This window comes from Kitasatospora sp. NPDC001603 (genome assembly GCF_040298365.1).
In the GTDB taxonomy this organism is placed as follows: Bacteria; Actinomycetota; Actinomycetes; order Streptomycetales; family Streptomycetaceae; genus Kitasatospora.
The window spans coordinates 33,044-47,393 of the sequence record NZ_JBEPAA010000060.1 but is presented as its reverse complement, the minus strand read 5'-3'; the positions used below and the strand labels follow the sequence as shown (position 1 = coordinate 47,393).

Genomic DNA, 14,350 nt, shown 5'->3' with positions numbered 1-14,350 from the left:
GAACTCGGCCCCGACGGTGTGCTCTCCGCCCTCGTCGACGCCGCCGCGCCCGCGCTGCGCGCGGACCGGCCGGAGGCCCGCCAGACGGTGACGGCCCTCGCGCACGCCTTCGTCCACGGTACGGACGTCGACTGGCCCACTCTGTTCGCGGGCCATGACCCGCGCCTGGTCGAGCTGCCGACGTACGCCTTCCAGCGCGAGCGCTACTGGCTGGAGCCGGCGGCTGGGGGCGATGTGTCCTCGGCGGGGCTGTCCGACGCCGGGCACCCGCTGCTCGCCGCCTCGGCCGAACTCCCGGACGGCGGAGCGCTGCTGACCGGGCGGATCTCCCTCGCCACCCACCCCTGGCTGGCCGACCACGCGATCGACGGGCTGGTCGTGCTCCCCGGTTCGCTGCTGCTCGACCTGGTGATCGCCGCCGGTGACCGGGCAGGCGCGCCCCGGGTGGCGGAGGCGACGGCGACGGTGCCGCTCGCCCTGCCGGAGCAGGGCGCGGTCCGGGTCCAGGTGGTCGTCGGGGCGGCGGACGGCGCCGGCCTGCGGTCGGTCGTCGTGCGGTCGTGCCCCGAGGCGGGCGACGGAGAGGAATGGACCGTCCATCTGACGGCCGCCGTCGGTGCCGAGCGGGAGCCGGCCGCTCCGGTGGTCTGGCGGCCGGGCACGGAGCTCGCCGCCGACACGGTGGCCGAGCGGATCGCCGACCAGGGCATCGCGTACGGACCGGCGTTCCCGGGGCCGCGGCGGGTCTGGCAGGAGGAGGCCCGGGTGTGGGCCGAGGTCGAACTGGCCGAACCGGGGGCGTTCGTCCTGCACCCGGCGCTGTTCGACGCGGCGGTCCGGGCGTGGACCGCCACCCGGGACGCGTCGGGGCCGCTGGTGCCGGTGTCCTGGACGGAGGTGCAGGTGCACGCCGCCGGGGCCACCGCCGTCCGGGCCGTGATCGGCCGCGCGGGGGCGACGGAGTCGCACCAGGACACGGACGCGGACACCGTCTCCGTGGTCCTGACGGACCACGACGGCATGGTGGTCGCCTCGGCCGGTTCGGTGCGGCTCGCGCCGGCGCCGTCCGCCGGGCGGCGCGGCGAGCCGGACGCCCTGTTCCGGCTGGAGTGGCAGCCGGCCGCCACCGCGGCGCCGGTGGACCGTGCCGACTGGGCGGTCCTCGGCGACCGGCCCGGCGGCCCGGAGGGCATCCGCGCGTTCGCCGGTCTCGGTGCGCTGGCCGCCGCGGTCGACACCGGCACGGCAGTGCCGCCGGTGGTGCTGGTCCGGGTGACGGCGCCCACCGGGGACGTACCGGCCGCCGCCCACACGGCGGTCCGGGAGGCGCTGGCGCTCGTCCAGGAGTGGCTGGCCGACGAGCGGTTCGCCGAGTCCCGGCTGGTGTTCGTCTGCGCCGGGGCGACCGACGGCGGCGATCCGGTGGCCGCCGCGGTCTGGGGTCTGGTCCGCTCCGCGCGGTCGGAGCACCCGGGCCGGTTCGGGCTGCTGGACGCGGACCTGGACCGGGCGGCGGACACGGCCGCGCTGGCCGCGGTCCCGCTCGGGGCGGAGACGGAGGTGGCCGTCCGGGACGGCGCGCCGCTGGTGCCCCGGCTGACCCCGGCGGTCCGGGCCGAACAGGCCGAACAGGCCCCGGACCGGGCGTTCCCGGCCCTGGACCCGGCGGGCACGGTGCTGGTCACCGGCGCCACCGGCGTGCTGGGCCGCCTGGTGGCCCGTCATCTGGTGACGGCCCACGGGGCCCGCCGGCTGCTGCTGATCAGCCGGAGCGGTCCGCGGGCCGAGGGCGCCGAGGAGCTGCGGGCCGAGCTGACCGGGCTGGGGGCGGAGGTCGTCCTCACGGCCTGCGACGCCGCCGACCGTGACGCGCTGGCCGGGCTGCTGGCCGCGATCCCGGCGGCGCACCCGCTCACGGCCGTCGTCCACACGGCGGGCGTGCTGGACGACAGCCTGATCACGTCGATGACCGCCGAACAGGCGGCCGGGGTGCTGCGCCCGAAGGTGGACGCGGCCTGGCACCTGCACGAGCTGACCCGCGGGCTGGACCTCTCGGCCTTCGTGCTGTACTCCTCGGCCAGCGGTGTGCTGGGCGGCGTCGGCCAGGCCAACTACGCGGCGGCCAACGCCTTCCTGGACGCGCTCGCCGCCCACCGGGCCGGGCTCGGCCTGCCCGCGACCTCGCTGGCGTGGGGCCTATGGGCCGACGCCAGCGCGATGACCGGGCACCTCTCGGAGGTGGACCTGCGCCGGCTGGCCCGGGGCGGGCTGGTGCCGCTGACCGCACGGGACGGCATGGCGCTGTTCGACGAGGCCGTCGGCACCGGTGAGCCGCTGCTGGCGGCGGTCCGCTGGGACGTGGGCGCGCTGCGTGCGCAGGGGTCGGCCCTGCCGTCGGTGCTGCACGGTCTGGTCCGGGGCCCGTCCGGCCGTCGGCAGGCCTCGGCCGGCCGCTCCGGGGCGCTGCTGGACCGGCTCGCCGCGGCCGGCGCGGCGGAGCGCGACCGGATCCTGCTGGACGCCGTGCGGGAGGCGATCGCGACCGTGCTCGGTCACGACGGCACCCAGCGCGTCCAGCCGGACCGGGTCCTCTCGGAGCTGGGGTTCGACTCGCTGACCGCGGTCGAACTGCGCAACCGGCTCGGCCTGCTGACCGGGCTGCGGCTGCCCACGGCGCTGGTCTTCGACCACCCGACGGCCGCGGCGATCGCCGCCCACCTGGCCGAGCGCCTGGTGCTGCCCGGTACGCGGGAGGACCACCCGGTGGCGAGCGTCGGCGAGGAGCTGGACCGGCTGGAGGCGGCGCTGGCCGCCACCTCGGTGACGGACCTGGACGGCCGGGCGGTAGCGACCAGGCTGGAGACGCTGCTCGCCCGGTGGCGGGACGCGATGGCCCGCCCCGAGGAGGCGGCGGACTCGGAGCGGATCGCCAGCGTCTCGGTGGACGAGCTCTTCGACATCATCGACGCCGAACTCGACCCCCAGTGATGGGACAAGTGACGGGTCCGGTGACCGGTCCGGTGGCCGTGCCGGTGATCGGACCAACGGCCGACCCGGCAGCCGAAGCGGCGCCCGGACCAGTGACCGTCCCGGTCGCCCGCCCGGGGAACGACCCGCACACGACGCAGCACGGAAGGGAACGACAGGTGTCGGAGCAGGACAAGGTCGTCGAGTATCTGCGACGGGTGACCGCCGACCTCAAGCGGTCGCGCCAGCGGGTGCGCGAGCTGGAGGACCGCGAGCACGAGCCGATCGCGATCGTCGGCATGGCCTGCCGCTACCCCGGCGGGGTCCGGTCGCCGGAGGACCTCTGGCGGCTGGTGGAGGACGGGCGCGACGCGATGTCGGAGTTCCCGACCGACCGGGGCTGGCCGGCCGACCTCTACCACCCGGACCCGGACCACCCGGGCACCACCTATGCGCGGGCGGGCGGATTCCTCTACGGCGCGCCGGAGTTCGACGCCGGGTTCTTCGACATCTCGCCGCGCGAGGCGCTCGCCATGGACCCCCAGCAGCGGCAGCTGCTGGAGACCGCGTGGACCGTCGCGGAGGGCGCCGGGATCGACCCGCTGACCCTGCGCGGCAGCGACACCGGGGTGTTCGTCGGGGCGATGTACCAGAACTACGCGCTGCGGCAGAGCACGGTGCCCGAGGAGGTGGCGGGTTACCTGATCAGCGGCAGCGCCGACAGCGTCGTCTCCGGCCGGATCTCCTACGCGATGGGGCTGGTGGGCCCGGCGGTCACCGTCGACACGGCCTGCTCCTCGTCGCTGGTGGCGATCCACCTGGCCGCCCGGGCCCTGCGGGCCGGTGAGTGCTCGCTGGCCATGGCGGGCGGCGTGACGGTGATGTCGACGCCGACGCTGTTCATGGAGTTCTCCCGCCAGCGCGGGCTGTCCGCCGACGGCCGCTGCAAGTCGTTCGCGGCGGCGGCCGACGGGACGGGCTGGTCCGAGGGCGTCGGCCTGGTGCTGCTGGAGCGGCTGTCCGAGGCACGGCGCAACGGCCACCGGGTGCTCGCGGTGCTGCGCGGCAGCGCGGTGAACCAGGACGGCGCCAGCAACGGGCTGACCGCGCCGAACGGGCCGTCCCAGCGCCGGGTGATCCGCCGGGCCCTGGCCGACGCGCGGCTGACCACGCAGGACGTGGACGTGGTGGAGGCGCACGGCACCGGCACCCGGCTCGGCGACCCGATCGAGGCGGAGGCGCTGCTGGACACCTACGGCCGGGACCGCCCGGACGGCCCGCCGCTGTACCTGGGCTCGGTGAAGTCGAACATCGGGCACACCCAGGCCGCCGCCGGGGTCGCCGGGGTGATCAAGGCGGTCATGGCGATGCGGCACGGGGTGCTGCCCCGGACGCTGCACGTGGACGCGCCGTCCCCGCACGTGGACTGGGCCTCCGGCGCGGTGTCGCTGCTGGCCGAGCCGGTGGCGTGGCCGGAGACCGGGCGGCCGCGCCGGGCGGCGGTGTCGGCGTTCGGGATCAGCGGCACCAACGCGCACCTGGTGCTGGAGCAGGCCCCGGCGGTCGAGGAGCCGGCCGAGGGGCCGACCGGGGAACCGGCCGACGGGGCGGTGGCGCGCGGCACGCTGCCGTGGGTGGTGTCCGGGCGCGGTCCCGAGGCGCTGCGCACCCAGGCGGCCCGGCTGGCCGACTTCCTGACCGCCGACTCCCTGACCGCCGGGGCCGCCGCAGGGTCCGCGCCCGGACCGGTCGACGTCGCGTGGTCGCTGGCCACCACCCGCCCGGCGCTGGAGGACCGGGCCGTGGTGCTGGGCGACAGCCCGCAGGAGTTGCTCGACGGCCTGCGGGCCGTCGCGGCCGGCACGGCCCACCCCGCCGTCGTGCGGGCCGAGGGCGCGGCCGGGACCGGCCGCGGGGTGGCGTTCCTGTTCACCGGCCAGGGCGCCCAGCGGGCCGGGATGGGCACCGGGGCGGCCGAGGCGTTCCCGGTGTTCGCGGCGGCGCTCGACGAGGTGTGTGCCGCGTTCGACCCGCTGCTGGGCGTCCCGCTGCGGGAGGCGATGGCCACCGGGGTCGCCGCCGACGGCCGGTCGCTGGACCGGACCGATCTGGCCCAGCCCGCGCTGTTCGCCCTCCAGGTCGCGCTGGTCCGGCTCGCCCGGTCGTGGGGCATCCGGCCGGCGGCCGTGGCTGGCCACTCGATCGGCGAGCTGACGGCCGCGTACGTCGCGGGCGTCTGGTCGCTCCCCGACGCCTGTGCGGTGGTGGCGGCCCGCGGCCGGCTGATGCAGGCGCTGCCGACCGGTGGCGCGATGCTCGCGGTGCAGGCCGAGCCGGACCGGGTGCTCGGCTGGGTGGCCGAGCAGGAGGCCCGGACCCCGGGGCAGCTGGCGGTCGCCGCGGTCAACGGTCCGACCTCGGTGGTGGTCTCCGGCCGGGCGGACGCGGTCGAGGGGGTCGGCCGGGTGGCCCGCGCGGCGGGCTGCCGGGTCAAGGCGCTCACGGTGAGCCATGCCTTCCACTCGCCGCTGATGCGGCCGATGCTCGACGCGTTCGGCGAGGTGCTGGCGGGGGTGACCACCCGGTCGCCCGAGCTGCCCGGGGTCGCCGCGGTGACCGGCCGGTGGAGTGACGGGGCGTCCTGGGGCTCGGCGGCCTACTGGGTGGACCAGATCTGCGCGCCGGTGCGCTTCGCGGACGTGACGGCCACCCTGCTCGCGGACGGGTTCGACACCTGCCTGGAGGCGGGCCCGGACGGGGTGCTGTCGGCGCTGGTCGCGGAGTGCGCCTCGGCGGTCCGGGCCGCCGCGGCCGGCCCGGCCGGCGAGCTGCCGGGCGCACCGCTGGCCGTGCCGCTGCTGCGCCGGGACCGCCCGGAGCGCGGCGCCGCGCTGGCCGCCGCCGCGGCCCTGTTCACGGCCGGCGTCCCGGTCGACTGGGCCGGGGTGGTCTCGGCCGGGACCGACGGCAGCCCCCGGCGGGTGGACCTGCCGACGTACACGTTCCGGTCCGACCGGTACTGGCTGTCGCACGAGGAGGGCGCCGACCCGGCCGGCCCGGCCGGGCGGACCGACCCGGAGTTCTGGCGGCTGGTGGACCAGGGCGACCTCGAAGGGCTCACCGCCGCACTGGAGTTGACGGGCGACGTGCCACTGAGCCGGGCGCTGCCCGCGCTGTCGGCCTGGCACCACTCGCGGCAGGCCGGCGAGCGGGCGGCCGACTGGCAGTACCGCACACGCTGGCAGCGGCTGCCCGAGGCCGACCTGGCGGACCTGGCTGCCCTGACCGACCCGACCGCCCCCGCCGGCGCGCCCGGCCGCTGGCTGGTCGTCGTCCCGGAGGGGGAGGACGACCGGCCGTGGGCGGCGGAGGTGGTCGCGAGCCTGCGCGGGCGCGTCGAGCCGGTGATCGTGCCGGTGGCCGCTCGCGCGGAACTCGCCGACCGGATCCGCGCCGCCCTCGCCGACACCCCGGCCCCCGCCGACACCCCGGCCCCCGCCGCCCCCGACGCCGCCCCCGCCCTTCGTGGCGTGCTCTGCCTGGCGGGCGTCGACGAGCGGCCCGAGCCGGACCACCCCGAGATCACCCGCGGCCTCGCCGGCGCCCTCGCGGTCCAGCAGGCCGTCACCGACCTCGGCCTCGACGTCCCGCTCTGGACGGCGACCAGGGACGCCGTCCCGGCGACCCCGCAGGACGGCCTCGGCGGCTACGCCCAGGCCCCGCTCTGGGGGATCGGCCAGGTCGCCCGGCTGGAACAGCCGCTGACCTGGGGCGGCCTGGTGGACCTCCCGGCCGCGCCGGACGGGCGGACCGGCGCTCGGCTCGCCGGCCTCCTCACCGGGGCGACGGGCGAGGACCAGGCCGCGATCCGCGGCGACGCGGTGTTCGCCCGCCGGCTGGTGCGCGCCCGGCCCGGCCCGACGCCGCCGCGCTGGCAGCCGTCCGGCACCGTCCTGGTGACCGGCGGCACGGGCGCGCTGGGCGCCGAAGTGGCCCGCTGGCTCGCCCGGGAGGGCGCCGGGCACCTGGTGCTCACCGGCCGCCGGGGCGCCGACGCACCGGGCGCCGAGGAGCTGGCCGCCGAACTGGCCGCGCTGGGTACCGAGGTGAGCATCGAGGCGTGCGACGTGGCGGACCGCGCCGCGCTCGCCGCCCTGCTGGCCGGGCTCCCGGCCCCGGTCACGGCCGTGGTGCACGCCGCCGGGGTGCTCGACGACGGCGTGCTGACCGCGCTGACGCCCGGGCGGCTCGCCGAAGTGGCCCGGGCGAAGGCCGCCGCCGCGCTGAACCTGCACGAACTGACCCTCGGTACCGAGCTGTCGGCGTTCGTCCTCTTCTCCTCCGTGGCCGGCACGCTGGGCAGCGCCGGCCAGGGCAACTACGCGGCAGCCAACGCGTTCCTCGACGCGCTGGCCGAGCGCCGGGTGCGGGACGGCCTGCCGGCCACCTCGATCGCGTGGGGGCCGTGGGCCGGCGCCGGGATGGCGGCGGGCGACGGCGCCCGGCAGAAGCTGGCCCGGCTCGCGGTCGAGCCGATGGCGGCCGGGCCCGCCCTCGCGGCGCTGCGCACGGCGGTGGACGCCGGCGCCGCCACCACCGTGGTCGCCGACGTCCGCTGGGCGCGGCTGGCCGCCGCGGGAGCGCCGCTGCCGCCGATGCTCGCCGACCTGCCCGAAGCCCGGCCGGAGCCCGCCCCGAGCGGCGCGACGGCCGGCCCGGGCAGCGCCACGACCGGGCTCGCCGCCCTGCCGCCCGCCCAACTCGACCGGGCCCTGCGCGACTTGGTGGCGGCCACCACGGCCCGGGTGCTGGGCCACCGGGACGCGACGGCGGTCGTCGCCGACAAGCCGTTCCGGGAACTCGGCCTGGACTCGCTCACCGCGGTCGAACTGCGCAACGCGCTGGGCACCGCCCTCGGCGTCACCCTGCCCCCGACCCTCGCGTTCGACCACCCGAACCCGCAGGCGCTCGCCGCCCATCTGCGCACCCGGCTGCGGGACGACACCGAGCAGCGGGCCGACCGGTCCGCGGCCGGTGCCGATCCCGCGGAGGACCTCGTCGCGATCGTCTCGATGGACTGCCGGTTCCCCGGCGGCGTCGCCAGTCCGGAGGACTTCTGGGAGCTGCTGCGCACCGGGCGCGACGCGGTGTCCGAGTTCCCGACCGACCGCGGGTGGGACCTCGCCACCCTGTACGACCCGGACCCGGAGCGGTCCGGCACCAGCTACACCCGCCACGGCGCCTTCCTGGACCGGCCCGACCGCTTCGACGCGGCGTTCTTCGGGATCGGCGAGCGCGAGGCGGCGGCGATGGACCCGCAGCAGCGGCTGCTGCTGGAGATCGCCTGGCGGGCGGTGGAACGCGCCGGCCTGGACCCGCTCGGTCTGCGGGAGAGCCGCACCGGGGTGTTCATCGGCACCAACGGGCAGGACTACCTGTCGTTCGTCCGGGAGATCCCGGACGGCCTGGACGGCTACCTGGGCACCGGCAACGCGGCCAGCGTGCTCTCCGGCCGGCTCGCCTACACCCTGGGCCTGCGCGGTCCGGCGCTCACCGTGGACACCGCGTGCTCGTCCTCGCTGGTGGCACTGCACCTCGCCGCCCGGTCGCTGCGCCAGGGCGAGTGCTCGCTGGCGCTGGTCGGCGGGGCGACGGTGATGTCCGGCCCCGGAGTGTTCGTCGACTTCAGCCGCCAGCGCGGACTCGCCGAGGACGGCCGCTGCAAGGCGTTCGCCGCGGGGGCCGACGGCACCGGGTGGGGTGAGGGCGCGGGCGTCCTGGTGCTGGAGCGGCTCTCCGACGCGCGCCGCAACGGGCACCCGGTGCTCGCGGTGCTGCGCGGCAGCGCGGTGAACCAGGACGGCGCCAGCAACGGCCTGACCGCGCCGAACGGGCCCGCCCAGCAGCGGGTGATCGGCGAGGCGCTGGCCGACGCCGGTCTGACGCCGGCCGAGGTCGACGCGGTGGAGGCGCACGGCACCGGCACCCGGCTGGGCGACCCGATCGAGGCGCAGGCTCTGCTGGCCGCCTACGGGCAGGAGCGCCCGGCCGACCGGCCGCTGTACCTGGGCTCGGTGAAGTCGAACATCGGGCACACCCAGGCCGCCGCCGGCCTCGCCGGGCTGATCAAGATGGTGCTGGCGATGCGGCACGGGGTGCTGCCCCGGACGCTGCACGTGGACGCGCCGTCCCCGCACGTGGACTGGTCGTCCGGCGCGGTGTCACTGGTGACCGAGCCGGTGGCGTGGCCACGGACCGACCGGCCGCGCCGCGCCGGGGTGTCCTCCTTCGGGGTCAGCGGCACCAACGCGCACGCGATCATCGAGGAGGCCCCCGAGCCGGAGCCCGGGCCGGCCCCCGCCCCCGCGGCGGACCTCGCGACCGGCTCCGTCACCGCCACCGGGACCGCCGCCGCGGCCGCCGGCGTCCTCGCGCTGCCGGTCTCCGCCCGGGGCGCGGACGCGCTGCGCGCCCAGGCCCGCTCGCTCCGCGCCCACCTCGGCACCCACCCCGACCAGACGCTCGCCGACCTCGGCTGGTCCCTCGCCACCGGCCGGGCCGCGCTGACCCACCGGGCGGTCGTCCTCGCCGAGGACCGGGCCGGCTTCGACGCCGGCCTCGCCGCACTCGCGGCGGACCGCCAGGTGCCCGGGGTAATCACCGGCCGGGTGGCCGCGGACGGCGCGGTGGCCTTCCTCTTCACCGGGCAGGGCAGCCAGCGCCCGGGAATGGGAAGGGAGTTGTACGAGGCGTTCCCGGTCTTCCGGGCGGCGTTCGACGAGGCCTGCGACGGGCTCGAAGAGCGGCTCGGCCACTCCGTCCGGGGCGTGCTGCAGGCCGGCCCCGGCTCCACCGGGGCCGCCCTGCTGGACCGGACCGGGCACGCCCAGGCGGCGCTGTTCGCGCTGGAGGTCGCCCTCTTCCGGCTCGTGGAGAGCCGGGGCCTGGTGCCGGACGTGGTGGCCGGGCACTCGATCGGGGAGCTCGCCGCCGCCCATGTGGCCGGTGTGTTCGACCTCGCGGACGCCACCGCACTGGTCGCGGCCCGGGCGCGGCTGATGGAGGAGCTGCCGCCCGGCGGCGCGATGACGGCCGTCGAGGCCGGGCCGGACGAGGTGGCGGAGCTCGTCGCCGAGCGTGCCGACCGGCTCTCGGTGGCCGCGGTCAACGGCCCCGCCGCCACCGTGCTCTCCGGCGACGAGGACGCCGTCCGGGAGGTCGCCGCCGTGCTGGCCGCCAGGGGCCGGCGGACCAAGCGGTTGCGGGTCAGCCACGCCTTCCACTCCCCGCACATGGCGGGCATGCTGGCCGCGTTCCGCGCCGAGGCCGAGCGGATCGCCTACCACCCGCCGGTGATCCCGCTGGTCTCCAACCTGACCGGTGCGGTGGTCGGTCCGGCCGAGGTGACCGGCGCCGACTACTGGGTGCGGCACGTGCGGGAGCCGGTCCGGTTCGCCGACGGCGTCCGGACGCTGGAAGGGCGCGGGGTGCGCACCTTCGTCGAACTCGGGCCGGACGCCGTGCTCACCGCGATGGTCCAGGACTGCCTCACCGATCCCGGGGCCGCCGCGGCCGTCCCGCTGCTGCGGGCCGACCGCCCGGACCGCGCCGCGCTGACGGCCGCGTTCGCCCGCCTCCACGTACGGGGACTGCCGGTGGACCTGACCGCCCCGGGCGGCGGCCGCCGGGTGGACCTGCCGGTCTACCCGTTCCAGGGCCGCGGCCACTGGCTGTCCGCGACCCGCTCCACCGCCATGACCGGCCGGCCCGGGGCCGGGAACGGCACCGGCCGGGAGGCCTTCACCGGACAGGAGCCGGCCGGCAGCCCGCACACGAGTCCGCACACGAGTCCGCACACGTATGTGCGGCCGGGGTCGAAGCCGGACGAGGCCGAGACCGGGAGCGAGACGCTGCGCCGACGGCTCCGCGAAGCGCCGCCCGCGTCCCGGACGGCGCTGCTGACCGAGGTGGTGCTGGATCAGGTCGCCGCCGTGCTCGGCGATCCGGACGCGCCCGCCGGGCCGGCCGACGCCTTCACCGAACTCGGGCTCAACTCCCTGGGCGCGGCGGAGCTGCGCACCCGGCTGCACGAGGCGACCGGGGTCCGGCTGGCCCCGTCGGCGATCGTCGAGTGCCCGACGGGCGCGGCGCTGGCCGCCCTGCTGACCGAGCGGATCGTCGACGCACCCCCGGTGGACCCGACTCCGACTCCCACTCAGGCTCCGACTCAGGCTCAGGCTCCGGCCCCGAACGGGTCCGAGACCCCGCTGGTGGCGCTGTTCCGGCAGGCCAGCCTGGCCGGCCGGGCCGGCCAGGGGCTGCGCCTGCTCGCCGCCGCCGCCCACCTGCGCGACGAACCGGACGGCCCGGACCGCCCGGACGGACCGGACGCCCCGGCGTCGGCGCCGCCCGCACCGCGGAGCGCCCGCTTCGCCGAGGGACCGGCCGGACCGCCCCTGGTCTGCTTCCCCTCGCTGGTGGCACCCGCGCACGCCTACCAGTACGCCCGGTTCGCGACCGCGTTCCGGGGCCGCCGGGGCCTGACCGTGCTCGTGCCGTCCGGGTACGCGGCCGGTGAGGCACTGCCCCGCACCCTGGCGGAGTTCGTCGGCCGCCAGGCGGCCGCCGTCCGCGCGGAGCACGGCGACCGGCCCGTCGTCCTGGTGGGCTACTCGTCGGGCGGCTGGGTCGCGCACGCCGTGGCCGGAGCGCTGGCGCAGGAGGGAGCGGCCCCGGCCGCCGTGGTCCTGCTCGACAGTCACCTGCCGGGCAGCCCGGGTCTCACCGCCCTGGAGTCGACGCTGTTCACCGCCCTGGCGGACCGCGCGGAGCTGGTGGAGGCGACCACGGACGCCGGACTCAGCGCGATGGGCCGTCACTTCGACCTGTTCCGCGACTGGCGGCCGGCGCCGGTGGCGAGCCCGGTCCTGCTCGTCCGGGCGACCGAGTCCCTCCCCGGCACCGCGGCGGACCGACCGGTCCCCGCGGCGTCCTGGCCCACCCGGCACACGACGGTCGACGTGCCGGCAGATCACCTGACCATCATCGGAGACTCCGGACCCTCGACCGGCCGTGCCGTCGAGTCGTGGCTGTCCGGATCGGTACCGGAGGAAGAAGCACCGCGATGACCACCGAATCCACCCCGCCCGCACCGGCCCCGGAGGCCGACACCGTGTTCGGTCCGACGTTCATGCAGAACCCCTATCCCTCCTACGACGTCCTGCGCACCGAGGCGCCGGTCGGCCGGCACGTGGTGAAGACGCTCGCCTCGGAGGTCAACGCCTGGGTGGTGACCCGGCACGAGGACGTCCGGGCGCTGCTGGCCGACCAGTCGCTGTCCAAGGACGCGCTCGGCCTGCCCCGGATCATCGAGCGGCACGCCCTGCACCCCGACGGCTCGGCGGGCAGCAACCCGCGCAGCATGCTCTTCAGCGACCCCCCGGACCACACCCGGCTGCGGCGGATCGTCTCCAAGGCCTTCACCATGCGCCGGGTCGAGCAGATGCGGCCGTGGATCGAGGAGTTGGCCGACGACCTGGTCGAGGACGTCGTGCCGGGCGCGGAGTTCGACCTGGTCGAGCAGATCGCCCTGGCCTTCCCGATCTACGTGATCGGCGCCCTGCTGGGCGTGCCGGTGTCCGACTTCGCCGATCTGCGCCGCTGGAACGGCGTGCTCACCAGCGTCCGGTCCACCGCCGCCGAGAAGCGGGAGGCGGTCGGGCTGGCGTACGGCCACCTGGCGGCGGTGGTCGAGGCCAAGCGCAAGGAGCCCGCCGACGACCTGGTGAGCGCGCTCATCGACGCCGAGGACGACGGCAACCGGCTGGACGGCGGCGAACTGATCTCCAGCCTGTTCCTGCTGATGAACGCGGGCTACGAGACGACCGCGAACATGATCAGCAGTGGCGTGCTGGCGCTGATCCAGCACCCCGACCAGCTGGGCCGGCTCCGGGCCGACCCCACCCTGCTGGCCGGTGCGGTCGAGGAATTCCTGCGCTACGAGAGCCCCTTGAACCTCGCCACCATCCGCTGGACCACCAAGCCGGTCCAGGTGGGCGAGGTGACCATCCCGGCGGACGAGATCGTCTTCGTCTCGCTCTGCGCCGCCAACCGGGACCCGGCGGTCTTCGCGGACCCCCACCAGCTGGACGTGGGCCGCACCAGGAACCAGCACCTGTCCTTCGGCCACGGCATCCACCACTGCATCGGCGCCCCGCTGGCCCGGCTGGAGGGCGAGGTGCTGTTCGGCCGCCTGCTGAGCCGCTTCCCCCGCTGGGAGCTCGCGGTGCCGGCCGACCGGCTGGTCTGGCGGCACAGCCTCCAGTTCCGCGGGCTGGAGAGCCTGCCCGTCCTGCTGTCCTGACCGGCACCCACCCGGCCCGCCCGGCCCACCCGGCCCGCCCGGCCCGTTCCGTACGACCGAGCGTGCCCGACACATCCCGACCAACAGATTCCGACCGACACATCCCGACCCGAGAGAGACGAGATCACGATGACCGACAACGCGGTAGCCGGCACGGCGGTGGGCGAGGGCAAGGTCGCGGCCTTCTTCGACGCGTGCGCCCGGGACGCCTTCGACGAGGCGGTCGCCTGCTTCGCCGAGGACGGCGTCTGGAGCGTGGCCGAGGGGCCCGAGCCCGGCACCACCTACCGGCGCGACGAGATCCGGGACTACCTGGTGGACCTGGTCAAGAAGCGCGAGGAGTTCGGCGATCAGGGGATCGCCCTGGTCTTCGAGCCGGCCGTGGTCGTGGGGGACCGGCAGATCATCGAGTTCACCCTGCGCGACGCCACCGGCCGGGTGCTGGACCGGGGCGTGGACCTCTTCACGCTCAAGGACGGCCTGATCCTCGTCAAGGACGTGTTCCGCAAGGCCTGACAACCCCGGTACCCGACCGCCCCGGCTCGTCCCAGGGCACCCGACCCCACCCGTCATGACCGCCGGGAGCACCCGGCACCCCTACCGAAGGAACGATGGACAATGTTCGAGAACCTCAGTGAGCACCTGGTCACCTTCGCCAACGACATCGACTTCGAGGACCCGAAGGTCGGACAGAGCGGCACCTACGTGGCGGAGCTGCGCGACCCGTCGGGTGCCGCGATCGGTACGGTCGACGGCTTCTACAAGATCGTCACGCGCCGCGAGAGCGACGACGAGCTGATGACCTGCATCACCGAGAAGATCGCGCTCGCCGACGGCGACGTGCACGTCGAGGCCTGGGCGCGGTTCAGCAACCTGGTCTCCGGTGAGTGGCTCTACTGCCCGGTGGTCGGCGTGAGCGGCAGCTACGCCGGGCGCACCGGGGTCCGCCAGTGGCGCCCGGTCGACCCCGGCAAGGTCGCCGAGGCCAAGCTGGTCTTCTTCTCGACCCTGCTCTCCTAG

General features: G+C 76.7%; 5 protein-coding genes. All 5 read left to right on the top strand.

Annotation, left to right across the window (positions count from 1 at the left end):
- A partial coding sequence (locus ABT263_RS29255) for a type I polyketide synthase (protein WP_352294868.1) occupies positions 1-2,988 on the top strand: 2,988 nt, incomplete at its 5' end.
- Positions 2,989-3,146: 158 nt separating this feature from the next.
- A complete protein-coding gene (locus tag ABT263_RS29250) occupies positions 3,147-12,095 on the top strand; it encodes a type I polyketide synthase (protein ID WP_352294866.1) in 8,949 nt (2,982 codons plus the stop codon).
- The gene (locus tag ABT263_RS29245; RefSeq protein ID WP_352294864.1) at positions 12,092-13,330 is read left to right on the top strand and encodes a cytochrome P450 family protein; all 1,239 of its coding nucleotides are present in this window, start codon (positions 12,092-12,094) and stop codon (positions 13,328-13,330) included. The genes ABT263_RS29250 and ABT263_RS29245 overlap by 4 nt, the downstream gene beginning before the upstream one ends.
- A 129-nt stretch (positions 13,331-13,459) precedes the next feature.
- Complete coding sequence (locus ABT263_RS29240) at positions 13,460-13,846, top strand: nuclear transport factor 2 family protein (protein WP_352294862.1); 387 nt, start codon at positions 13,460-13,462, stop codon at positions 13,844-13,846.
- A 102-nt stretch (positions 13,847-13,948) separates the two neighbouring features.
- Positions 13,949-14,350 carry an allene oxide cyclase barrel-like domain-containing protein gene (locus tag ABT263_RS29235; protein ID WP_329486217.1) on the top strand — a complete coding sequence of 134 codons (402 nt, stop codon included), beginning with the start codon at positions 13,949-13,951 and terminating at the stop codon, positions 14,348-14,350.